The organism is Rhizobium sp. BK619, from assembly GCF_014195245.1.
Lineage (GTDB): Bacteria > Pseudomonadota > Alphaproteobacteria > Rhizobiales > Rhizobiaceae > Rhizobium > Rhizobium acidisoli.
Genome location: NZ_JACIBH010000010.1, coordinates 289,775 through 313,464, shown reverse-complemented (window position 1 = coordinate 313,464; position 23,690 = coordinate 289,775). Strand labels below are relative to the sequence as shown.

Here is a 23,690-nt window from a genome sequence, read left to right as displayed (position 1 = left end):
TGGCGAGCTATACGCTTGCCGACAATGTCGAGAACCTGAGCTTTGCCGGCACAGGGGCTTTCGCCGGGACCGGCAACGCACTCGATAATGTGATCGTCGGCGGTAGCGGTTCTAACACGCTAACAGGTGGCGCAGGCGATGACATACTCGTCGGTGGAGCAGCGGCTGACTTCTTCGTCTATTCGCCCAACTGGGGTCACGATACAATCACAAACTTCGTGGCTACCGGCATGACGCATGACACGATCAAGATCGATGTCAGCGTTTTTGCTGATTGGGCGGCACTTCTTGCCGCATCAAACGATTCTGGCAGTGACACGATCATCACAGCGGATGCTGATAACACCATCACGCTGAAGAACGTGGCTGTGTCGAGTCTGCAGTCGTCAGATTTCCAGTTTGCGTGACCGCTCGATGCCAAAGCGGCCGACCCCGATGGGCCGGTCGTTACGATATCCCAAGATTGGCGCTGGCGGGGAATTTTCCGAGGATTCGATCAGCGGATCAGCGCGAACTTGTCCACATCGACCATGCCACGGTCGGAAATCTTCAGGTGTGGGATGACCGGCAGCGGCAGGAAGGCCAGCTGGAGGAAGGGTTCTTCCAGCGTGGCGCCGAGTGCGAAGGCGGCCTTGCGCAGGTGGTGTAGGGTGTCGCGGACTGTCTCGTAAGGCTCCAGGCTCATCAGGCCGGCGATGGGCAGGGCGATTTCGCCGGTGACCCTGCCGTCCTCGACGACGACGAAGCCGCCCTTGATCTCACCAAGGCGGTTTGCGGCGCGCGCCATGTCGTCTTCGTCGACGCCGACGACGCAGATATTGTGGCTGTCATGGCCGACGGTGGAGGCGATCGCGCCTTTCTTCAGGCCGAAGCCCTGGACGAAGCCGTTGGCGTGATTGCCGTTCTTGCCATGGCGCTCGATGACGGCGACCTTGATGATGTCGTTGGCAAGATCGACCGATGTCTCGTTGCCCCTAACGGGCAGCCGGTAGCGGCGATGCTCGGTGATGATCTTGCCTGGCATGACGCCGATAACCGGCGTTTCGCCTTCGGCAACCGGCACACCGAAATGGGCGGCGTTGACCGGCCGGGCCTTGACGCTGTCGAGGCCGATCGGCGCAACAGGTCTGCGTGAGGAAAAGAGCGCATCGGTGACGCGACGGCCAGCGGAGAAGACCATTTCGGCGCGACAACCTTCCAGGCTGTCGAGAACCACCAGATCGGCGCGCCAGCCCGGCGCGACCAGGCCGCGGTCCCTGAGGCCGAAGGCGCGGGCGGCCGAAATCGAGGCGGCGCGATAGATCGCCAGGGGCTCGACGCCGTTTGCGATCGCCGTGCGGATCATGTGATCGAGATGGCCCTGTTCGGCGATGTCGAGCGGGTTGCGGTCGTCGGTGCAGAGCGCGAGATAGGGCGAAAGCCGCTCGGTGATGATGGGGATCAGTGCGGCGAGATCCTTCGACACCGAGCCCTCGCGCACGAGGATATGCATGCCCTTGCGGATCTTTTCCAGCGCTTCCCCGGCCGTCGTGCATTCGTGCTCGGTGCGGATGCCGGCTGCGAGGTAGCCGTTGAGGTCGTTGCCGGACAGCAGCGGTGCGTGGCCGTCGATATGGCCGTCCTGAAAGGCGTCGAGCTTCGCCATGCAGATGGGATCCCTGTGGATCACGCCGGGGAAGTTCATGAATTCGGCAAGGCCGATGACCTTCGGGTGGTGACGGAAGGGCAGGAGGCGCTCGATCGGCAGATCGGCGCCGGAGGTTTCGAGATGTGTTGCCGGCACGCAGGAGGAGAGCTGGACGCGGATGTCCATGATCGTCTCGAGCGCGGACTGGAGAAAGAATTCGATGCCGGCGGCGCCGAGCACATTGGCGATTTCGTGCGGATCGCAGATTGCGGTGGTGACGCCATAGGGCAGAACGCAGCGGTCGAATTCATGCGGCGTGACGAGCGAGGATTCGATGTGCAGATGCGTGTCGATGAAGCCGGGAACGACTGTTTTTCCCGATATGTCGATCTCGGTTTCCCCCTCGTAATTGCCGGAGGTGCCGACGATGCGATCGGCACCGATGGCGATATCGGAGTGGACGAGTTCGCCGGTGACGAGGTCGAAGAAACGGCCGCCCTTCAGCACGATATCGGCCGGCACGCGGCCGACCCCTTGGTCGATGAGGCGTTCGAGTTTGCTGGTCATGGCCTTGCTCACATTGCAACCGATTCCCAAACTTTATAGCTGATCTGCCGCCACAAGCGAGTGCCGCAAACGAAACCGGGCGCCATAGGGGCGCCCGGTCGATGGCGATCAGCGATAGCTTATTCGGCGGCGACGATCTTGCCGGCTTCCCATTTGTAGAGCGAGAAGCTCTGCGAGGTCAGGTCGCCGGTTTCGCCGTAGGTGACCTTGCCGATAGCGGTCGGGATTTCCTTGCCGTCTTTCAGCGCGGCCGCGACGGCTTCCGCATCCTCTGCGCTTCCGGCCTTCTCGATGCCGGCTTTCAGCACTTCGACGGCGGCATAGGCGTTGAGCGTGAAGGCCTCGGCCGGGATGTTCTTGGCAGCGAGCGCATCGGCGGCAGCCTTGGAATCCGGGTTCTTGGTGGCGTCGGAGGCATTGGTGAACAGCGTGCCTGCCGCCGCATCCGTGCCGATCGCCCAGAATTCGGTGTTGGAGAGGCCGTCGCCGCCGATGATCGTCGCGTTGGCGGCGAGGTCATGCAGCTGGCGGGCGAGCAGGCCGCCTTCCGGGTGATAGCCGCCGAAATAGACCAGGTCGACCTTTTCCGATTTGACGCGGGTGGTGAGGGCGCTGAAATCCTTGTCGCCGGGCGTGACCGCGTCATTGACAACTTCGGTCATGCCACCGGCGTTCAGCGTCGCCTTGAAGGCGTCGGCAAGGCCTTTGCCATAGGCGCCCTTGTCGTTGACGATGGCGACGCGCTTGTCCTTGAAATTCTTCAGCACGTATTTGGCAGCGACTTCGGCCTGCTGGTCGTCGCGGCCGCAGGTGCGCAGCACGTTGGTGAGGCCGCGCTTGGTGAGGTCGGGGGCGGTTGCGGTCGGAGTGACCATCAGTACGCCGTTTTCAGCCAGCACGTCCGAAACCGGAATAGCGACACCCGAGGTCACCGGGCCGACGACGAAGCGAATGCCGTCGGCGACGACCTTGTTGGCGGCGGAAACGCCCTGCTTCGGTTCGCCGGCATCGTCGGCCAGCTCGAGGACGACCTTCTCGCCGAGAATGCCGCCCTTCTTGTTGATCTCGTCGACGGCGGTCTGAGCGCCGTTTTTCACCTGGTCGCCATAGGCGGCGACCGGGCCGGTCAGCGGCGCAATCAGGCCGATGGTGATATCGGCATGGGCAAGCGGTGCGAAGGCAAGCGACGCGACGAGTGTCGCCGTCAATGTCTTGAGGGTCATTGTCTGTCTCCTTGGGTGGGGTCCTTCGACCCGCGATGAGGTGCCGCGCCGGTTTTTGCGATCATTCCACGGCTCTTTGGGCCGTGCCAAGGACGATCGACAAAGGCGCGATCAGTGAGCCTGCCGGCCATATTTGACTCGGGGAAAGCTCATGACGAGATTTCTAGGAATTTTGACGGGATTGCGCAAGTTCATAACAAATTGGAAGCGAAATCGGATCGATCCGGCCGGAAACTCGTTCCAAGGCGGTCACTTTCTTCGCTTCTCGGTGATTTCTCATCGGCGAAGCTGCAAAGGGAAGCGCCTCGGTCCAGACGAAACCACCTCGTAGGGTTGTCTTTATCTTTCCCATTAACCGTTAGTTTGGCCGATTGCAGTAGTATCCCGTGATACCCAAAATACCGCAGTATTGAAAAAGTGACCCATACAGATAATTAGATAGACACATCGGGAAACAGAGACTGGATGCTCAAGCGTATCGACGCCAGCCAGGTGCGTATCGGAATGTTTGTGGAGGCCGTCGAGGGCCTGTGGCAGGATCCGCTTTTGTCGAAGCGCAGGTTTTCGCTGCGGCGCGAGGTCGATGCCGCAAAAATTCGCAAATGCGGCACTGCCAGTGTCGTCATCAACACCAGCAAGGGGCTCGATACCAACGGCCTGCCGGGCCGTGACATCGAGATCGATATCCAGGCCGCGCGCGAGACCGTCCAGAAATCCGTGCAGGTGCTGGACGAGGCTTTCGCCAGGCTGCGCAACGGTGATGCGATAAGCGTCGCGCATGTGGCGCCGGTGATTTCATCCGTCTCCAAGTCGATGGAGGAAAATCCCTCGGTTTTCCTGAACGTCACGCGTTTGAAATCGAAAGACGAAGTGACCTTCCTCCATTCCATTTCGGTGAGCGCGCTGATGATCCTGTTCAGCCGCCATCTCGGACTGGACGAGCAGACGGTCCAACTACTCGGCACCGCGGGATTGTTGCATGATGTCGGCAAGCTTGAAATTCCGGTTGAGGTGCTCAACAAGGCCGGGCCTCTGGAAAAGGACGAGATCAGCCTGATCCGCGGCCATCCGGAGAAGGGGCACGCTTTCCTGTCGCGGCAGGAGGGCATGTCGGAGATCGTTCTCGATGTCTGCCTCAATCACCACGAGCGCATCGACGGCAAGGGCTATCCGCGCAGGCTGTCGGGCAGAGAGTTGAGCCTCCATGCGCGGATTGCCACGATCTGCGATGTCTATGACGCCATTACCTCGGTACGGTCATACAAGGCGGCGTGGAGCGCGAGCGAGGCACTGAAGTGGATGTTCGGCAATGAAGGACACTTCGACCGCCGGCTCCTGAAGAAATTCGCCATCTGCCTTTCGGTCGCCTCCGTGACCTGAGGTTTTTCTGTTCCGAAACGAAAAGACCCGCGGGGATTTTGTCCGCCGCGGGCCCGAAGCGCTTATGGACGCGTCTTCAGATGTTGTTCTGCAGGATGGTCCGCAGCTTGCCGAAGAGTTCGTCGATATGGTGCTTCTCGATGATCAGCGGCGGGGACAGCGCGATGATATCGCCGGTGGTGCGGATCAGCAGGCCGCTTTCATAGGCTTTCAGGAAAGCGGTGAAAGCGCGCTTGGTCGGCTCGCCGGCGATCGGATCGAGCTCGATCGCGCCGATCAGGCCGGTGTTCCTGATGTCGATGACGTTGGGGCAGACCTTCAGCGAATGCAGCGCATCGGCCCAGTAGTCGGAAAGCTCGGCGGCGCGCGTCAGCAGCCCTTCTTCCCTGTAGGTATCGAGCGTGGCGAGGGCCGCGGCGGAAGCGATCGGATTGCCCGAATAGGTGTAGCCGTGGAAGAATTCGATCATGTGTTCCGGGCCGTTCATGAAGGCATCATGGATCTCGGAGGTCACGAAGACGGCGCCCATCGGAATGACGCCATTGGTCAGTCCCTTGGCGGCGGTGATCATGTCAGGCTTGACGTCGTAATATTGCGCGGCGAAGGGGGCGCCGAGGCGGCCGAAACCGGTGATGACCTCGTCGAAGATCAGAAGGATGCCGTGCTTGGTGCAGATCTCGCGCAGCTTCTGCAGATAGCCCTTCGGTGGGATCAGAACGCCGGTGGAGCCGGCCACCGGCTCGACGATGACGGCGGCGACCGTCGAGGCGTCATGCAGGGTGACGATGCGCTCGAGCTCAGTGGCAATATCGCCGCCATGCTCGGGTTCGCCACGGGTGAAGTTGTTCTTGCCGGGCTGGTGCGTGTGCGGCATGTGATCGACGCCGGTCAGCAGCGTGCCGAACATCTTGCGGTTGGTGACGATGCCGCCGACGGAGATGCCGCCGAAATTGACGCCATGATAGCCGCGCTCGCGGCCGATCAGGCGGAAGCGTGAACCATTGCCCTTCACGCGGTGATAGGCGAGCGCCACCTTGAGCGCCGTCTCGACGGATTCGGATCCGGAATTGGTGTAGAGAACGTGGTTCAGGCCTTCCGGCGCGATGTCGACCAGGCGGTTCGCCAGTTCGAAAGCCTTGGGGTGACCGAGCTGGAAGGCCGGGGCGTAATCGAGTTCGCCGGCCTGCTCGCGGATCGCCTCGGTGATCTTCGGGCGGCAGTGGCCGGCATTGACGCACCAGAGGCCGGCGGTGCCGTCCAGCACCTGGCGGCCGTCATGGGTCGTATAATACATGTCCTTGGCGCCGACGAACATACGCGGCTCCTTCTTGAACTGGCGATTTGCCGTGAACGGCATCCAGAAGGCGCGAAGATCGTTCGGTGCGTTGAGGCGATTGGACATGCTGTTCTCCTGGCCGCTGACGGCCCGTTCCCGGGGCTTCACGCCCATATTTTGACTGCCCGGTCAAATTATCAGGGCTTCTTGAAGCGTCAACGGTAAAACGCCCGAGAGCCACTCGGGACAGGAAGGCTTGAGTTTTGAGGGACCGGCAGGTGCGGCAAAAAAGGGCACGACCGGCAAATCGCAGGATTTACCGGTCGTGCCATAAGGTTCACGTGCTGAAATATCGTTGCCGCGCCTCCGGGAACATCTCCTTGCGGCATGGCATCGGCCGACATTCATGTCAGCGCTATCATTAAGCGGCGGATCTGTTCCTGTTCGTCACCAGGTAGATGTCTTCGAGCGTTGCCAGGATCTTCATGACCGGCTCGGAGGTGCTGGAATAATAGATGGTCTGTGCGTCACGGCGCGTCTTGACCAGCTTCTGTGCGCGCAGTTTCGACAGATGCTGGGAGAGTGCCGACTGGCTGAGGCCGACCTGCGTTGCAAGCACGCCGACGGCCACTTCGCCCTTCACCAGGCTGCACAGGATCAGCAATCTCTTGGGATTTGCCATGGCCGACAATAAAGCTGCCGCCACATTGGTGTGATCGGCCAAATCAGTGGTTTCCATATTGTTATCTTCCTAATGCGAAACGTACATCATGCTTGTTGGCGCTGGCCGTCAGTCGGATTTTGACCGACGCCCAAAAACTAGCAATTGGGGTCGAAGATTGTATATACCTAAATTTAAGGTATCGAGTATGCTATTTTAGATATGTTTGAACAAATGTGATCGGCATCCCCAGCGAGGGTTTCGAATTCATATCGCAGCAGAAAATCGCCGGAAATCATATCAAAACCTGAGAGATCGATACCACAAATGCGCCAGGAAGCCGATTCCGGTGCCTTCAGCCTGGCAGCAAGGGCCTCGGCCACATCGGGGTGGCGTTCTACTAAATCTCGCACTGTTTCTGCCGCGCCGGCGGCAATCTCCTCATTCGCAGCCGACTGGATAATGAGGTCGTTCCCATCGAGCTGGTAGGCGCGGCCGAAGCCGCCATTGAGGCTGGCCTGCTCCGGTTTAAGGCGGAAGAAGAGGAAATCGGGAAAGTCGATATAAAGCTTTGCCTTGGCGTGGCGCGCGAGAAAACGCGTGCGGATACGTTCGTGGAAGGCGTCGCCGCGCTCGACGGGTTGCGCCAGGCATTGGGTCGTCAGGCGAGGGTGGGCGAGCGGATCGCCCTTGCCGGGCTCGCCTGTCAGCAGTGAGGCGCGCGCGTCCCTGGCGAGTGCTTTGGTATGGGCAGAGAGCTTCGAAACGAGAATGACGGGGGCGCCGTCTATATCGGTGGCGACGAGCACGCGGCTGGCGAAGGGAAAGCCGGTCTCGGGGTCGAGAACGGCAATCGCCGCGTGCCGCGCGGAGCGCAGAAGCACGCGGGCGAGTTTGCGGGCGTCATCGTCGGTTTCGCGTATGGGCGAGGGCTGATCTTTCATATCCGCTTTGTGGCAAAGCGGCTTGAAAACATCAAGCGTCCTGCTTGCGGCGATGGCGGGTAAGGCCGGCGACGATATCCTGGGCCGAGATGGTGCCAACGATCGTGCCGTTCTCGACGATGCCGATACTGCCCGGCTGTCGGGCAAGGGCATCGAGGATATCGACGAGCGGGGTCGCGGCGCGGGCCGTGGCGCTGACACTCATGCCGGCGGCAGTCTGGCCGAGGCCGGACTGCATCACGTCGGCCGCCGTCAGCATGCTGATCGGATTGAGATGCTGCACGAAATCGGCGACATACTGGTCGGCGGGGTTCTTGACGATGTCATGCGGCGTTCCGCACTGGATGATGCGGCCGCCCTCCATGATGGCGATGCGGTTGCCGATGCGGAAGGCCTCGTCGAGATCGTGGCTGACGAAGAGGATTGTCTTCTTCAGCCGCCGCTGGAACTCTAGAAGTTCGTCCTGCAGGCGGGTGCGGATCAACGGATCGAGCGCCGAGAACGGCTCGTCCATCAGCAGGATCGGCGCGCCGGTGGCAAAGGCGCGGGCAAGTCCGACGCGCTGCTGCATGCCGCCCGAGAGTTCGTTGACTTTGCGGTCGGCCCATTTCGTCAGGTTGACGAGTTCGAGCTGCTCGCCGACGCGCTGTTTGCGTTCGGCCTCCGGCATGCCCGCGAGTTCGAGGCCGAAGCCGACATTCTCGGCGACCGAGCGCCAGGGCAGAAGAGCGAATTGCTGGAACACCATGGAGACGGTGTGGGTACGCAGCTCCCGCAGGGCCTTGGCATTGCACTTGTAGGGGTTGACGGAGCCGGTGGCGGTGGAGACCGCGACATCGCCGCGCACCACCGGGGCGAGCCCGTTGACGGCGCGCAGCAGCGTCGACTTGCCCGAGCCGGAAAGGCCCATTAGCACCAGGATCTCGCCTTCCTCGATCGTCAGCGAGGCATTGGCGACGCCGAGCACCAGGCCGGTGGCGGCGCCGATTTCGTCACGTGTCTTGCCCTGACCGGCCATGGCAAGCGCTGTTTCCGGCCGGCCGCCGAAGATGATGCTGACATCCTTGAAGCTTACCGCGGTCATGCTCCGTCTCCTTCACCTGCCGCGCGGAACATGCGGTCGAGAATAATCGCGAGGATGACAATGCAGAGACCGGCTTCAAAGCCTTTCGCAACATTGACGGTGTTCAGCGCCCGCACGACAGGCACGCCGAGACCATCGGCGCCGACGAGGGCGGCGATGACCACCATCGACAAGGACAGCATGATGGTCTGGGTGAGGCCCGCCATGATCTGCGGCGCGGCGAAGGGAAGCTCGACCTTGCGCAGCACCTGCATCGGCCGCGCGCCGAAGGCGACGGCGGCTTCTACAAGCGAAGGCGGCGTCGAGATGATGCCGAGGCGCGTCAGCCGGATAGGGGCCGGGATCGCGAAGATGACGGTGGCGATCAGCCCCGGCACCATGCCGAGGCCGAACAGGATGAGCGCCGGAATGAGATAGACGAATGTCGGAATGGTCTGCATGAGATCGAGCGCCGGGCGCATGGCGGCATAGATCCAGGCGCGGCGGGCCGCTGCAATCCCGAGCGGAATGCCAATCACCATGCTGACGAAAGTGGAGGCCAGCACAAGAGCGAGCGTCTCCGTCGTTTCCTTCCAGTAGCCCTGGTTCATGATCAGCAACAGACCAAGACAGGTGAAGAGGGTCACGGCAATCGATCGGCGCAGCCAGAAGGCAATGGCGGCGATGACGGCAATGACGATCAGCGGGTGAGGCTTCTGCAGCACGAAAAGCAGCCCGTCGATAACGTGCGACAGCACGGAGGCGAGCTGGTCGAAGAACCATGCGCCGTTCGAGGTGAGCCAGTCCACAAAGGATTTTGCCCAGGGGCCGATGGGAATCTTAAAGTCGGTGATCCAATTCAAGAGCGCGCGCCTATCCAGAAAAAATCAACAATGAACAAAATGAAACGGGGCGGCTCGCCGCCCCGTTCATAGCATCAAAGGCCGAGACCGGTCTTGGCGGCCGCCAGCGCGTCGCCCTTGCCGTCGCGGGTCTTGACCCCTGCGAGCCAGGGCTCGAGCGCAGAAGGATTCGCCTTCAACCATTCGGAAGCGGCAGCTTCCGGCTCCTTGCCGTCGTCGAGGATCTTGCCCATGATCTTGTTCTCCATGTCGAGGGAGAACTTCAGGTTCTTCAGCATCGTGCCGACATTCGGGCATTCGTCGAGATAGCTGGCGCGGACATTGGTATAGACCTTGGCACCGCCGAAGTCTGGACCGAAGACGTCGTCACCGCCGGTGAGGTAGGTCAGCTTGAAGTTGGTGTTCATCGGATGGGGCTCCCAGCCGAGGAAGACGACGGGCTTGCCTGCTTTCTCGGCACGGGCGACCTGAGCGAGCATGCCCTGTTCCGAGGATTCGACGACTTCCATCTCCTTCATGCCGAAGGTATTCTTTTCGATCAGATCCATGACCAGGCGGTTGCCGTCATTGCCGGGCTCGATGCCGTAGATCTTGCCGTCGAGTTCGTCCTTGTGGGCGGCGATGTCCTTGAAATCCTTGATGCCGAGTTCGGCGCCCTTGGCGTTGGTGGCGAGTGTGTACTTGGCGCCGACGAGGTTGGGGCCGAAGGATTCGACCGACTTGTCATCGAGATAAGGGCGGACGTCCTTTTCCTGCGTCGGCATCCAGTTGCCGAGGAAGATGTCGATGTCCTTGTTCTTCAGCGAGGTGTAGGTGACCGGCACCGAGAGAACCTTCACGTCGGTCTGATAGCCGATGCTCTTCAGGACGACGGATGCGGTGGCGGTGGTGGCGGTAATATCAGTCCAGCCGACATCCGAGAAGTGGACGGTGGAGCAGCTGTCGGGATCGGCGGCGAAGGCGGCGGTCGCAACGGAGAGGGCGGCGACGGCAGTTGCAGTAACCAGTTTGAACGTGCTTGTTGTTTTCATTTTAGACTCCCAGTCTTTAAGTTCCCAAGCCAACCACCAATAGCCGAGTTTGACAAGCGACCTCAGTGCGTTTGCGTCGTATCGACCCATGCGATTGCGACGTCGGCGGATTTTTCGCGGCACCTCGTTTTCAGGCCGCCGGGCGATTTGCGGGCCGGGATTCCTGTGATTATCGCCCCAGGGGGCTTTTCTTTGCCATTGTGAGCTTCAATAAACCGATCAAGGAGAGATCGGATGGCAAAACTCTATTTCAATTACTCGACGATGAACGCCGGCAAATCGACGATGCTGCTGCAAGCCTCCTACAATTACCAGGAGCGCGGCATGCGCACGGTGCAGCTGATCGCCGCTTTCGACGAGCGCACCGGCCGGGGCGTCATCGGCTCGCGGATCGGGCTGGAGGCGAGCGCCATCCCCTTCGAGCCGCATGAGGACCTGTTCCGGCTGATTGCGACGCTAAGCGGAGAGGGGGCCCCGATTGCCTGCGTCTTCGTCGACGAGGCGCATTTCATGACGCCTATCCACGTCTGGCAGCTTGCCCGCGTCGTCGACAGGCTCGGCATTCCTGTGATGGTCTATGGCCTCCGAACCGACTTCCAGGGCAAATTGTTTCCGGCCTCGCAGGAACTCTTGGCGATCGCCGACGAAATGCGCGAGGTGCGGACGATCTGCCATTGCGGGCGCAAGGCGACGATGGTGGTGCGGCTCGACGCGGAGGGAAAAGTGCTGCATGAAGGCGCGCAGATCGATGTGGGCGGCAATGAGAAATATGTCTCGCTCTGCCGCAGGCATTGGGACGAAGCGATGAATGGGGCCTGGACCGCCGATCCGGTCTGAAGACGCGGCTGCCGCCTGTTTCTTTGGCGCCGCAAGCGACCTGCTTTTCCATTTTACGCAATTGCGGGCGGAAAACCGCTTCACACTTTTCGGCATCATGCTCTAGCTTGGGCAAGACGAGATTCCCTGGAGAGGCCCGTGCGCAAACCTCCGCCATTCCAAAGCCAATACGAAGCTGCCGGCAGCCTTGCCGAGAAGGTTGCGGCCGATGGAGCCTATTGTGTGGCCGCGATCAGTGCGTTCAGCGGCGATGAAGCACGGTCGGCCGACGAGGTTTTCCTCGAGCAGAATGCTCGCTTCCAGGCCCATATCGCCGATGCTGAAGCACTCGACGCCCTGCAGGCCGAGCTGGTGTTTTCCCTCGACCGATTGACGGCCGAGGTTTCCGCCGATCTCGACAGCTTCCGGGGGCTGACGCTGCGGGAGAAGATGGCCGGCTGGACGTCGCGCCAGCGGATGTGGCGCATGTATACCGAACGCGTGCGCGAGGCCCCGGTCATCGAACGGCTGCTCGAGCTTCTGACGAAATCGGATGCGCTCGCCAGGCTGATCGCCGGCCAGCGCGCTACGATCATCGAACGGCATAGGGCCGCCGAACGCGGTCTCGTCGACATCGTCGAGCAACGGCGCCGGCTGGTCGATTCCATCGATATCGCCCGTCTCAAGATGAAGGAGCTCAATGCCAAGGCGCTGACGACGCAGGGCCGCATCGGCGTCTACGGCAACAGGGCGCATTGGGAGCAGATGGAGACGGAGCGGCGGGCGCTGAAGGCGGAGGCCGAGCAGATTTCCGCCAGGGAGCATGAAATGCGCGACGACAGTCAGCGGCGTGAGCGTTTCATCGGTCTGTTCCAGACCTTTGTCGATTCGGCGAACGGGCGGATCGCCGCCTGCAACGTGCTGCTGCGCAAACTGATGATCGACGTCGAGGAGCGGTTGATCATCTACCAGGCGCAGGTCGATACCGACAGGCCGGGCATGAAGATGCGGATCAAGCCGGAACTCTTTCCCGATATAGCCGCGCCGATCGGGCTGTTCGAGAAGGGCATGCTGGTCGCCCAGGATCTGGAGCGGCGCAAGAGCCGCGCCGACCTGGAATTCGCCGGCAGGTTTCCGGCCTATGCCGAACCGCTGCCGGAGACACCGGGAGCGCCGCTGATCGACACGGCGCGCCGGCGCCTCCGTTTCAGCCTGTCTTTCCTGCGGTCCTGAGCCGCAGGGTCCGGTTCGCGCCCCTTTCGGGAATGCCTTCAATCCGAAAAATCGAAGGGCTCGTGTTGTGCTCGGCCCGTCGAGCGCATATGTGGATGTGGCAACTATGCAGTAATTGAAAGTGTTACAGCGTCCTTAGCGCGTCTGAATTGACGCGCGGCGCTGTGGTGTTCGCCTCGCCTGACAGGAGACGACGATGCTTGACCGGATAGCCGGTTTTTTCAGGCTGATCGGCCAGACGATCGGTCGCTGGGCCCGCCTGTTTTCCGCCTGGGCCTTCTGGCCCTTTCTCGCCGCGCATGGCTGGTATCAGCGCCGGAGCTGGATGATCCGGCTGCCGGTTATCGCGTTCGTGGCGCTCTTCGTCGTGCTCTACGGCTATTTCTTCTGGCAGACGCAGGTCTGGTCGAATTTCAATACTGCCTTTGTCGACCAATACCGGCTTTCCGAACGCAAGGTTGCTGCCGGGCAGGACGTACCGGTCGCGGAAGGGAGCAACAGCTCTGCCGCCAAGACCTGCCAGCGTTCGGCCATCGTCGACGTGACGGCCGACCTGACCGACTTCAACGTCAACCAGAACGCATGGATCTCCTCGATGCTGCTCTATAAAATGGGCTTTTTCGGCATCGACTGGGATCACACGCCTTTCCTCGACAACAAGGCGTCGTTCCAGCGCGGCATCAATCAGGCGGTCCGGCGGACGTCGGCGGAGCTTGTCGATACGCTGGGGCGGGTGCGCGGCACGTCGGGCATCAACAACGATCTGCAGAGCGCCCGCGGTAACCTGCAGTTCGACGAATACAGCTGGTATTTCGGGCTCAATCCTTTCGGGCCGAAGACACCGACGCCCTCTTATTACCGCTCGGCGATCGGCAGCCTGCGCAAGTTCAACACCGATCTTTCCGCCTGCAGCGTCATTTTCGACGGCCGCGCCGACAACCTTATGCAGTTCATCGACCGCATCGCCAACGATCTCGGCGGTACGTCCGACATGCTCGCCGAGCGTTCGGAAAATCACAATCGCGGCTGGTTCGATACGCGCGCTGACGACCGGTTCTGGTTTGCCTACGGCCAGCTCTACGCCTACTACGCCATCCTTGCCGCCGCGCAGGCGGATTTCTCGCAGGTGGTGCAGGAGCGCAATCTCGGAGCGGTCTGGGGCAGCACGATGCGGCAGTTCCAGGCGGCGCTGCGTATTCAGCCGGCGATCATCTCGAACGGGCGCGAAGACGGCTGGATCATGCCGAGCCATCTCGCCACCATGGGCTTCTATATTCTGAGGGTGCGCTCGAACCTCGTCGAGATCCGCTCGGTACTCGACCGCTAGAACAGGATGATTTTAGGCCGGGTCGGCCTAAAATCATCCTGTTCTACATTAAAGAGTTAGAGCATGATGTCTTGAGAAAACCGCTCACACTTTTCGGCATCATGCTCTAAAATTTCCGGGGGTCAGCGCGGTCTCGTATCGTCCTCGAAGCCGACGACGCGCAGCCTCTCGACGAACTCATAGGTGACGCCGACTATGCCGCCACCGCTTTGACCGTCCCGGAAACGGCCGACGCTGCGCACCAGCTTGTGGCCGCCAAGCCGATTGCAGACGCGGTAGACGAAATGGAACCCGACGCCGTGAAGGCTCGCCTCTTCGAAGGTCTGGGCGATCAGGCTGCGGTCGTCCTCATGGATGCGCGACATCAGCTCGGCCAGATTGACGGGGCCCTCGCTGTAGGGGAGGTCGAATATCGCGTGCACGTCCTCGCTTGCAAAGAAATGTCCGGTCTCGATGTCGATCCGCCAGAAGCCGAAAAGGCGATAGGCAGCAAACATCTGGACGATTTCCGCATCGGTGATGCCGATGTGGGCGCGGGATTGCTCAGTCTTGTCGATGACGGGCTGTTCGAAGCGAAGAGACACGATTCCCCCAGATCACGGGACGACGGGCCGACTCTCTTCCGATTCCTCAGTTGATCAGCTTCAATCGAATTGCCTTAGCTACCAACTGGGTGCGGTTGACGCAATCGAGTTTTTTGATCGCGTTGGTCATGTAGGCGTTCACCGTATGATCCGAGAGCGCCAGGATCTGGCCGATTTCGATCGAGGTCTTGCCCTGGGCCGTCCAGCGCACAACTTCCAGTTCTCTGGTCGACAGCGCGTTATGCGCGCATTCCTCATTCCGCTTGACTGCATTATATGCATCGAGTGCATGCAGAATGATCATTGCCAGCTCGTTGACCTCGCTCTGGCCGAGTGCGGCGCGCTCGCCGCAGAACCAGAAAACCAGGCGCTGGCCATTGGCAGCAATAGTCGGCATGGCAACGCCCGCCGGTATGGCATGGCGCAGCATCAGGGCGCGCAGTTCGGCGGGAAAGGCCTGACCATTGGCGGCGTCGTTCAGATGCCAGGCCGGGGGGACGGCGGATTCCCTCAGCCGTAAGCCGAAAGGACAACCACGCATCATGTGGGCGCGGTCGAACTCCTTGATATAGGCGGCCGGCAGCGAGCTTTCGATCAGCAGGGGTTTCAGCAGAAGGTCTTCCGGGGAGGGCGCGTGCATCAGGGTCGCATGCGACAGTCCGAAGGCGGCGGAGACCCTGCCGAGCGCTTGCGCAAACAGGCTACGCGTTCGTGCGGTGGCAAGCTCTGCAGAAAGCGATGACTGTCTTTCAGAGGTAGTCATATAAGACATCTGTACGCCCCCGGCTGCCCCAATGTTAACGCTATCAAACACAGAAAGCCGGTCAGATGCTAGTCCCAATTGACTTAGCGCAAGCTGATTTACTCGAATTGTGTAAAATTATTGAGGGGCGATCGCGCTTTAGTTGAGTTTTGACTTGCGGATATACCGTTGCGGTATCTTTGATCTCCTTCACGCCGCACAGCCACGCGTCTTGCGCAGTGATGCACGGAGAGAATCACTTGGGGGAGGCGGCGGCAACAGGTGCCGAAAACCGGCTTGCTGGCGATCAAGGCAATTGCTAAGCGTCTACTATGTATAATTGAGGCAATTTAATCGTGCGCTCTGCGATTTCTTTTTTCGTGAAGTCCCTGCTTTCCCCGATACTACTTGTTTTATTATTTCTGACGCTGCCGATCGGAGCTGCAACCTCGCAGGCTGCCGGAGAGAAGCAGCAGGCAGGGCAGCCGCCGATGCGCTTCATCCTTGTGCACCATCCCCTCTGCATAGAAGACTGCCCGGGATGGGTATCGGCGGAGGGTCGTATAACCTCTGATACACCGGCCCAGCTCCGAAAAATTCTGAAGAAGATCGGCGGGCGGAAACTGCCGATTGTGTTCCGGTCGGAGGGCGGGGATGTCGAGGCCGCTTATGCGATGGGCCGGATGATCCGCAAAGCCGGTCTTGAAACGGCGGTCGGCGGCACACGGCTGAAGGATTGCCCGGCCGACGATCTGCGTTGCGATGCCGCTATCACAAAGGATGGGACCGCGCTTGGCAACGCCTATTCGGAAGGCGCATATTGTTTTTCCGCCTGTCCGCTGGCATTGGCCGGCGGCACGTCGCGTGTCGCATCGCAATGGGCTTTGATCGGCGTTCACCAGATCACGACTGTCTATAACAAGGTGCGTGTCTCCTACCGCATCGAATACAAGATCGTGAACGGCAAGAAGAGGGAAATCTCCCGCAAGGAGGTTGGACGCAAATCAGCAGGGCAGAGCAGTTCCACCAAGCTCGGCAAGAAGGCCGGTGCCGCGTTGACAGCCTATTTGAAGGAAATGGGTGTCAGCCAGGATGTGATCGGCCTGATGATGAGCGCCACGCCTGACAATATCAACATCGTACTGCCCGCGGAGGCACTTCGGACGGGTCTCATCACCGATATGCTCTCCTACAATGAGTGGCCCGGCATGCCGCTCTGCGCGCCGGATGCAGCGGCCGAGACTGTCTGTCACGGCCACCCGGTCGCCCAAGCGCCCGTCGCGGCTGCGACGCCTGTATCCAAGGCGCCGGCGCAGGATGTGGCCGCGGTCACAAGCGAGACTCCACCGGAAAACCGGCCGATGGATTTTTTGCTGATGTATAACGGCAATTGCCAGGACGAGTGCAACCAATGGATTTCTGCCGAAGGAGAAATCACCCCGGAGACACCGGCTCGGCTGCAGGCGATCTTGAAAACGCTCGGTGAACGAAAACTGCCGGTCGTCCTTCAGTCCTATGGTGGAGACATGGACGCGGCGTTTGCGATAGGGCGCACGATCCGGGCTGCCGGCCTAGAGACTTCGATTGGCAGGACGCGGTTGCCCCGCTGCCCGACGCTGGATCCGCGTTGCAAGGCGAGCATGGCCAAAAGCGGGGCGACCATGGGCGAGGTCTCTGCCGGCGGTGCATACTGCCTTTCGAGCTGTACTCTCGTCCTGATAAGCGGAACACCGCGGCTTGTCGGATATTCCGATATCGGCCTCGTCCGGCCCACGACTGCTGAATACACGAAATTCTTCACCTATTTCGACGAGATGGGCGTCAGTTCCGAGACATATGAGACGATGATGTTTGCGACATCGATCGAGCGAGACAAGATACTGCGTTCGCAGGCATTCGATCTCGGCATCATCAATGGTATCATTCCTTATGGTGAAGAGCCCGGCCTGCATTTCTGTGGGCCAGACGCGAAGGAAAGCCTCCGATGCCCCGGAAATCAGAAGGCCGGGATCGTTCCTGCCACAGCCTTGGCAAATTGATATCGGACTGCGGAAGAACATTTCTTGATGGCTCATCGCTGTTGCCGTGGGCGACAGCTTGTTGGCCGGTCTGAAATTGTCTTCCTCCCGCCGGCTACCCCTTATCTTTCAAATCATTCTTCGACGTCACGCTCATCAGCTTTTCCAGGAAGCCGAGCATGACGGCGGAGGCGACGAAGGCGAGATGCATGAAAGTCAGCCACATGATCTTGCCGTCGGCATATTTGTCGGCATTGAGGAAGACCTGCAGCAGGTGGATGGAGGAGATGGCGACGATCGAGGAGGCGACCTTGATCTTCAGGCTACCTGAATCAAGCTTGCCGAGAAAGGAGACTTCGTTGTCGGCTTCGCTCGCTTCATCGAAGCGGCTGACGAAATTTTCATAACCCGAGATCATCACCATGACGATCAGGCTTGCGACGAGAGCCGCATCGATCAGACTGAGCATGGCAAGGATCATCTCCGCCTCGTCGAGGGCAAAGACGCCGGAGGCAATCTTCAGGAGCTTGTAGCCGAAGGAAACGGCATAGACGGCGAGTGCCGCAACCAGGCCGATATAGAAGGCGACGAGGATCCAGCGGCTCGACAGGATGATGCGCTCGATGATCAATTCCAGTGCTTTCATGTCTTCATCCTATAAAACCGCGATCATTGACCGCACATAAACATCCGGCGTGGCCGCCGCAAGGCGCAGCGCTATTCACACCTCGCCGATATTTCGCTATCCCGATGAAGAGGGAACAACGCCTCCGCGCCCCGCGGCAGGCCGGACGGGGAACATCCATGCCATCAATCAAATCCGATATCGAAATCGCGCGCGCTGCGGCCAAGAAGCCGATCTTCGAAATCGGCGCGAAGCTCGGCATTCCGGTCGAACAACTCGTTCCCTACGGTCACGACAAGGCAAAGGTCAGTGCCGAATTCATCGCCGGGCAAGCGGGCAAGAAGGACGGCAAGCTGATCCTCGTCACCGCGATCAATCCGACACCGGCGGGCGAGGGCAAGACGACGACGACCGTGGGCCTCGGTGACGGGCTGAACCGGATCGGCAAGAAGGCTATCGTCTGCATCCGCGAGGCTTCGCTCGGCCCCTGCTTCGGCGTCAAGGGCGGCGCAGCCGGCGGCGGTTATGCGCAGGTCGTGCCGATGGAAGACATCAACCTGCATTTCACCGGCGATTTCCATGCGATTACCTCGGCGCACAATCTGCTGGCGGCGATGATCGACAATCACATTTACTGGGGCAACGAAGAGAATATCGATATCCGCCGCATCACCTGGCGGCGGGTGATGGATATGAACGACCGGGCGCTCAGAAGCATGGTCTCCTCGCTCGGCGGCGTTGCCAACGGCTTCCCGCGCCAGGGCGGGTTCGACATCACCGTTGCCTCCGAAGTGATGGCGATCCTCTGCCTCGCCACCGACCTCACGGATCTCGAGCGGCGGCTCGGCGACATCATCATCGGCTATCGCTTCGACAGGACGCCGGTGCATGCGCGCGACCTGAAAGCCGACGGCGCCATGGCGGTATTGCTGAAAGATGCGATGCAGCCGAACCTCGTGCAGACGCTCGAGAACAATCCGGCCTTTGTGCATGGCGGGCCGTTTGCCAACATCGCCCATGGCTGCAATTCGGTGACGGCGACGAAGACGGCGCTGAAGCTCGGCGACTATGTGGTGACGGAAGCGGGCTTCGGGGCCGATCTCGGCGCCGAGAAGTTTTTCGACATCAAATGCCGTAAGGCCGGGCTGAAGCCGGATGCGGCGGTCATCGTCGCGACCGTCAGAGCGCTGAAGATGAATGGCGGGGTGAAGAAGGAGGAGCTCGGCACGGAGGATGTCGCGGCGCTGAAAAAGGGCTGCGCCAATCTTGGCCGCCACGTCGCCAATGTCCGCCGGTTCGGTGTGCCGGTGGTCGTGGCGATCAACCATTTCATCTCCGATACCGACGCCGAAATCGCGGCGGTGAAGGAATTTGTTTCGAGGCTCGGCGCCGAGGCGATCCTTTGCCGCCACTGGGCGCTGGGTTCGGCCGGCATCGAGGAGCTGGCGCACAAGGTGGTGGAGCTTGCCGAATCCGGCCAGGCGAAATTCCAGCCGCTCTATGGCGACGATATTTCGCTGTTCGAGAAGATCGAGATCGTCGCCTCGAAGATCTACCATGCCGGCGAGGTGACGGCCGACAAGGCGGTGCGCGACCAGTTGCAGACATGGGAGGAGCAGGGCTACGGCAAGCTGCCGGTCTGCATGGCCAAGACGCAATATTCCTTCTCCACCGATCCCAGCCTGCGCGGCGCGCCGGAAGGCCACATCGTTACCGTGCGGGAGGTGCGGCTTTCGGCGGGGGCCGGCTTCGTCGTCGCCATCACCGGCGAGATCATGACCATGCCCGGGCTGCCGAAGTCACCGTCGGCGGAGCGGATTTTCCTGAATGAGCAGGGTTATATCGAGGGGCTGTTCTGATTGGTGCACGTGACATCTTTCTCACTAGATCTGCGAGACCTGCCCCTCATCCGCCTGCCGGCACCTTCTCCCCGTAAACGGGGCGAAGGGGGTGTGCCGCAACCTCTCCGTCCCTCGCCCACGCCTCGCAGGGCACGTCCCCTCTCCCCGTTTTACGGGGAGAGGGTTAGGGTGAGGGGCAGCGCTCTGTTGGCTGGCCAACCCGATTCACGGCCATTGAATGATCAGTGGCAGTAGCGATAGCCGCCTTTCCTTTCGATCACGTCGAGGTGGAAATGGGTTTCGTGGGCGGCGTCGCTTTCGGGGTCGAGGACGGTGGTGAAATAGAGGCAGCCGGCGGCGCTGACGGTGCGTTGGAAGGCGCCGGTCGACGTCGGGTCCTCGCGGCGGGAGCGGACGGCGACATCTTCGCCTTTCTCGAAATGGAAGCTTGCGATGTCGATGGCATTGCCACGGGCATGTTCGGAGATCTTGCCCGTGCCGGCGCTGTTGCGCAGGCGGCACATATAGGAGGTTGCCTGGTTGACGGTCGTGAGGCGGCCCTGCTCCGGCAGAGCGGCAGAGGCTGCCGGAATAACGCTCTCCTTCATCCAGCGGGCAAGGGCGAGTGCGGCCGGGCAGCGGACCGTCGCCTCCGGCTTCAGCGTGATGCCAGGCAAGGCTTCGGAAACGATGATCGGCTTGTCGATACCGCAGCCGTTGCCGTCGTCGATACGCGGGACATCCTTGAAGACGACGCCCAAAGCCTTGAGCGCAGCGGTGCATTCGGCGTGCTCGGCATCGCTTTCCGGTTCGATCGTCAGATGCTGCTCTTCGAGGGTCTGCTCGGCAGGTGGCTTGTTATCTTCCTCCGGCGTCTGCTGGCCTTGGCCCGGCGGGAGCGGCGGGCCCTGCATCGGTTCCGCCGGCGAGGGCTTTGCCGGCTCGGGTTTGGCCGATTCGGGTTTTTTCGGTTCGGTGGGCGGCGCCGATGGCTGGTCTGGTGCCGGCGTCTCCGGCTCCTTCACATCAGGTTTTGGCTGAGGTGCCGGCACATCATCCGGTGCCGGCGGTTCAGCCTTATCGGGGAGCGGATTAGGGCTGGTCGTAGCGGCAGCGTCCGGTCGAGGTTGGGGCAGGGGTCCGTGCGGAGGCAGGCGGGCACCGGCAAGAAAGGTGGCTGCGGCGAGAAGGATCGCCAGTCTCGAAAGTTTTCTCAACGCATCCGTTTCCGTCATGTCGATTGCGTAGGGGTAACGCATTATCGCGGTTTTCGTTGCAATTGCGCAACGTCAGGAAAGATCGTTAAAACTTGATAGATTTATTCAACATAATTCGCCCGTTTATGTTGACAAAACTTCTCATGTTTTTTATGCGGCAAAAAGAAGGCGGAATTCTGCATCGCCTTCATCCGCAAAAGCCCAGCCAGCCCCTCGAGCGTTCGACGCGCCACGACCAGCCAGCCCGGTAATCATCATTTAGAGGGTAGGTTATGATCGTCCGGTATTGGCGCTCGATTCTATTGGTCTGCACGGCAGCCGCAGTTGTTCTTCCTGTTTCACAGTCTTTCGCGCAAAGCGCTGCGACAACCACGCCGCAAGCGACGACGGACGACAGCACCGTCCTGCAGAAGATCGTTGTCAAGGGCAAACGCGTGGCGCCGGGCAGCGTCGCCGATACGCCGCTTGCGACGGAAATCACCCAGAAGCAACTGGAAGAGAAGCAGGTCACCAATTACGACGATATCGGCCGTAGCGTCGATGCGGGCGTGAACTATTCGCGTGGCGATGCAGGCTTCAACCTGCGCGGCCTTTCCGGTGCTCGCATCCTGACCGCCATCGACGGAATTCCGATCCCTTATATTTCGAACAGCTCGCGCCAGGGCGCTTTTGCGCCTGCCAACGCCAATGGCGGCGGCGATACCTTCGATTTCGATTCGCTATCTTCACTCGATATCGTGCGCGGCGCGGATTCGAGCAAGGGCGGTTCAGGCATGCTCGGCGGCGCCATCGTTCTCAATACGTTGGAGCCTGAGGATCTCATTCCTGAAGGCCGCGACTGGGGTGCAATCGTCAAGTCAACCTATGACAGCGAAGACAGGAGTCTTTCCGGCTCAGCCGCCGCTGCCAAGAAGATCGGCGGCACCTCGATCCTGTTCCAGGGCGGCTACCGCAAAGGCCATGAACGCGACAATATGGGCGACAACGACAGCTACGGTGCTCTTCGCACCGAGGCGAATCCGGCTGACTTCGATCAGAACAACCTGCTCTTCAAACTGCGCCAGGAGTTGGAAGGCGGCCATCGCATCGGCTTGACAGCGGAACGGTTCCGCCGCGATCTCAAGACCGACCTGCGCGAGCTCCAGGGCGCTGCCCCCCGTACCTTCCTGACCGACAATTATAATGGTCGCGAACTGCGCGACCGCGACCGTGTGTCTCTCGATTACGACTACGAAGCGCAGTCTTCAGACGCGTTCTTCACCAGCGCCCGGGCTGTTCTCTATTGGCAGGATCTGAAGAAGGAGTCGGGCAGTAGGGGACGCACATCGGCGAATGTCGCCTACGGCCGCAACAACGAGATCGAAAATAAGACCTGGGGCTTCAACGGCACGGTTACCAAGGACTTCGAATATTCGAATGTCCGCCATTCGGTAAAGGCAACGCTCGAAGCGACGACGTCAGGCTGGAACCAGTACAGCTCGGCGCTTTGCCCGACGCCGACGACGTGCCCTTCGCTCAACAACCAGTCGGAAGTGCCAGACGTCGACAGCAAGACGATCGGCCTGTCGATCGAAGACAAAATCGAGTTCGGCGATACGAATTTTGCGCTGACGCCGGGCATCCGTTTCGACTGGTTCAGCTATGATCCGTCGACCGGCGGCGGTTTCGCCAGCAACCCCGCGCTTGCAAAATTCGGTGCGCTGTCTGACCGCAGCGATCAGCATGCTTCGCCGAAGGCGCTCGCCACCTACGAACTGACACCCGATGTGCAGCTCTACACCCAGCTGTCGTCGGCCTTCCGCGCCCCGACTGTCGACGAACTCTATAGCCGCTTCTACAATGCGGGCGGCAATTATGCCCAGCTCGGCAATCCCGACCTGAAGCCCGAGACCGGCTACGGTGTCGAAATGGGCGCCAATTTCGACACAGGCGATTTCAACGGTCGCCTGGCGATGTTCCACAACCGGTATCACAACTTCATCGAAACTGTGACAAGCGTCAACGCCTCCACCGGCATCATGGAGTTCAACTATACCAACGTCAGCAGTGTGACGATCTCGGGTGTCGAAGCCAGCGCCGACAAGACGTTCAATAACGGCATCAACCTGCACGCCGCACTTGCCTATGCCTACGGCAGGAACGAGGAAACCGCCCAGCGCCTGCGCTCGGTGGCGCCCTTCAAGGCGATCGTCGGCGGCGGCTGGAGCAACGAGACTTTCGGCTTCGACCTTTCCTCGACGCTTGCCGCGGGCATGCTCACCGACCATCTCAACACCGTCGGCTCGACCGCCGATACGACCTTCGATGCGCCCGGCTATGCGATCGTCGACTTGACCGGCTGGTGGACGCCGGAACAGGTGCCGGGCTTGCGCGTGCAGGCCGGCATTTACAACATCTTCGACCAGGAATATTTCAATGCGCTCGCCGTGCGCGATGTCAATCTTGTCTCGACGGCATCGCAGCCGCGCGATTGGTATTCCGAGCCTGGCCGTACCTTCAAGGTCTCGCTCACCAAGACCTTCTGATTACTGATCACGCCTTCAAGGCTGGGGCAGGGGCGGCTTTCGGGCCGCCCCTTTCATTCGCGCAATCACCTCTTGCGCGGCGGCTGATCTCAGGCTAACAATTTTTCCATGACCAAGTCCTTGAACA

The 23,690-nt window shown here is 60.6% G+C and carries 19 protein-coding genes and 1 pseudogene; 8 read left to right on the top strand and 12 right to left on the bottom strand.

The window, feature by feature from the left end; all coding sequences use genetic code 11:
- A pseudogene (locus tag FHX14_RS20845) lies at positions 1-407 on the top strand (1,3-1,4-beta-glycanase); the annotation flags it as partial.
- Between the two features lie 89 nt (positions 408-496).
- Here the strand turns inward: FHX14_RS20845 and ade are convergent.
- Entirely contained in the window at positions 497-2,194 is a 1,698-nt protein-coding gene (gene ade / locus FHX14_RS20840; RefSeq protein WP_184378455.1) for an adenine deaminase, read from the bottom strand.
- 119 nt (positions 2,195-2,313) lie between these two features.
- Positions 2,314-3,417, bottom strand: coding sequence for a branched-chain amino acid ABC transporter substrate-binding protein (locus tag FHX14_RS20835; RefSeq protein WP_003592979.1), 1,104 nt, complete (start codon positions 3,415-3,417; stop codon positions 2,314-2,316).
- Between the two features lie 465 nt (positions 3,418-3,882).
- Here FHX14_RS20835 and FHX14_RS20830 point away from each other — a divergent pair, with 465 nt between their 5' ends.
- Entirely contained in the window at positions 3,883-4,797 is a 915-nt protein-coding gene (locus tag FHX14_RS20830) for an HD-GYP domain-containing protein (protein WP_184378453.1), read from the top strand.
- A 76-nt stretch (positions 4,798-4,873) separates the two neighbouring features.
- Here the strand turns inward: FHX14_RS20830 and FHX14_RS20825 are convergent, their stop codons facing one another.
- From FHX14_RS20825 to FHX14_RS20800, 6 genes are all read right to left on the bottom strand, one after another.
- Complete coding sequence (locus tag FHX14_RS20825; RefSeq protein ID WP_184378451.1) at positions 4,874-6,199, bottom strand: aspartate aminotransferase family protein; 1,326 nt, start codon at positions 6,197-6,199, stop codon at positions 4,874-4,876.
- 295 nt (positions 6,200-6,494) lie between these two features.
- Positions 6,495-6,812 carry a metalloregulator ArsR/SmtB family transcription factor gene (locus FHX14_RS20820; RefSeq protein ID WP_003592984.1) on the bottom strand — a complete coding sequence of 106 codons (318 nt, stop codon included), beginning with the start codon at positions 6,810-6,812 and terminating at the stop codon, positions 6,495-6,497.
- 116 nt (positions 6,813-6,928) lie between these two features.
- Positions 6,929-7,678 (bottom strand): pyridoxamine 5'-phosphate oxidase family protein, encoded by a 750-nt coding sequence (locus FHX14_RS20815; protein ID WP_003592985.1) that lies wholly within the window; start codon positions 7,676-7,678, stop codon positions 6,929-6,931.
- Between the two features lie 31 nt (positions 7,679-7,709).
- Positions 7,710-8,762, bottom strand: coding sequence for a choline ABC transporter ATP-binding protein (gene choV, locus FHX14_RS20810; protein WP_184378449.1), 1,053 nt, complete (start codon positions 8,760-8,762; stop codon positions 7,710-7,712).
- A complete protein-coding gene (gene choW / locus FHX14_RS20805) occupies positions 8,759-9,604 on the bottom strand; it encodes a choline ABC transporter permease subunit (RefSeq protein WP_003592987.1) in 846 nt (281 codons plus the stop codon). The genes choV and choW overlap by 4 nt, the downstream gene beginning before the upstream one ends.
- 74 nt (positions 9,605-9,678) lie before the next feature.
- Positions 9,679-10,635, bottom strand: coding sequence for a choline ABC transporter substrate-binding protein (locus FHX14_RS20800; protein ID WP_184378447.1), 957 nt, complete (start codon positions 10,633-10,635; stop codon positions 9,679-9,681).
- Positions 10,636-10,869: 234 nt separating this feature from the next.
- On the opposite strand from FHX14_RS20800, the gene FHX14_RS20795 reads away from it, so the two are divergent.
- From FHX14_RS20795 to FHX14_RS20785, 3 genes are all read left to right on the top strand, one after another.
- Entirely contained in the window at positions 10,870-11,472 is a 603-nt protein-coding gene (locus FHX14_RS20795) for a thymidine kinase (protein WP_003592989.1), read from the top strand.
- 138 nt (positions 11,473-11,610) lie between these two features.
- On the top strand, positions 11,611-12,684 hold the full coding sequence (locus FHX14_RS20790; protein WP_184378445.1) for a hypothetical protein: 1,074 nt from the start codon (positions 11,611-11,613) through the stop codon (positions 12,682-12,684).
- A gap of 196 nt (positions 12,685-12,880) precedes the next feature.
- Positions 12,881-14,011, top strand: a complete 1,131-nt coding sequence (locus FHX14_RS20785) for a DUF2333 family protein (RefSeq protein ID WP_184378443.1) — start codon at positions 12,881-12,883, stop codon at positions 14,009-14,011.
- A 122-nt stretch (positions 14,012-14,133) separates the two neighbouring features.
- On the opposite strand, the gene FHX14_RS20780 is transcribed toward FHX14_RS20785, so the two are convergent.
- Both FHX14_RS20780 and FHX14_RS20775 read right to left on the bottom strand, forming a co-directional pair.
- Positions 14,134-14,595, bottom strand: coding sequence for a PAS domain-containing protein (locus FHX14_RS20780; RefSeq protein ID WP_184378441.1), 462 nt, complete (start codon positions 14,593-14,595; stop codon positions 14,134-14,136).
- A gap of 46 nt (positions 14,596-14,641) precedes the next feature.
- Positions 14,642-15,367 (bottom strand): LuxR family transcriptional regulator, encoded by a 726-nt coding sequence (locus tag FHX14_RS20775; protein WP_097626630.1) that lies wholly within the window; start codon positions 15,365-15,367, stop codon positions 14,642-14,644.
- A 326-nt stretch (positions 15,368-15,693) separates the two neighbouring features.
- Here FHX14_RS20775 and FHX14_RS20770 point away from each other — a divergent pair, with 326 nt between their 5' ends.
- Positions 15,694-17,376, top strand: a complete 1,683-nt coding sequence (locus FHX14_RS20770; protein ID WP_184378439.1) for a hypothetical protein — start codon at positions 15,694-15,696, stop codon at positions 17,374-17,376.
- Positions 17,377-17,470: 94 nt separating this feature from the next.
- On the opposite strand, the gene FHX14_RS20765 is transcribed toward FHX14_RS20770, so the two are convergent.
- The gene (locus tag FHX14_RS20765; RefSeq protein ID WP_003592998.1) at positions 17,471-18,001 is read right to left on the bottom strand and encodes a TIGR00645 family protein; all 531 of its coding nucleotides are present in this window, start codon (positions 17,999-18,001) and stop codon (positions 17,471-17,473) included.
- A 158-nt stretch (positions 18,002-18,159) separates the two neighbouring features.
- Between FHX14_RS20765 and FHX14_RS20760 the strand changes: the two genes are divergently transcribed.
- A complete protein-coding gene (locus FHX14_RS20760) occupies positions 18,160-19,839 on the top strand; it encodes a formate--tetrahydrofolate ligase (protein WP_184378437.1) in 1,680 nt (559 codons plus the stop codon).
- A 224-nt stretch (positions 19,840-20,063) separates the two neighbouring features.
- Here FHX14_RS20760 and FHX14_RS20755 read toward each other — a convergent pair whose 3' ends face one another.
- Entirely contained in the window at positions 20,064-21,056 is a 993-nt protein-coding gene (locus tag FHX14_RS20755; RefSeq protein WP_184378462.1) for an extensin family protein, read from the bottom strand.
- A 254-nt stretch (positions 21,057-21,310) separates the two neighbouring features.
- Between FHX14_RS20755 and FHX14_RS20750 the strand changes: the two genes are divergently transcribed.
- A complete protein-coding gene (locus FHX14_RS20750; RefSeq protein WP_184378435.1) occupies positions 21,311-23,563 on the top strand; it encodes a TonB-dependent hemoglobin/transferrin/lactoferrin family receptor in 2,253 nt (750 codons plus the stop codon).
- Positions 23,564-23,690 lie beyond the last annotated feature (127 nt).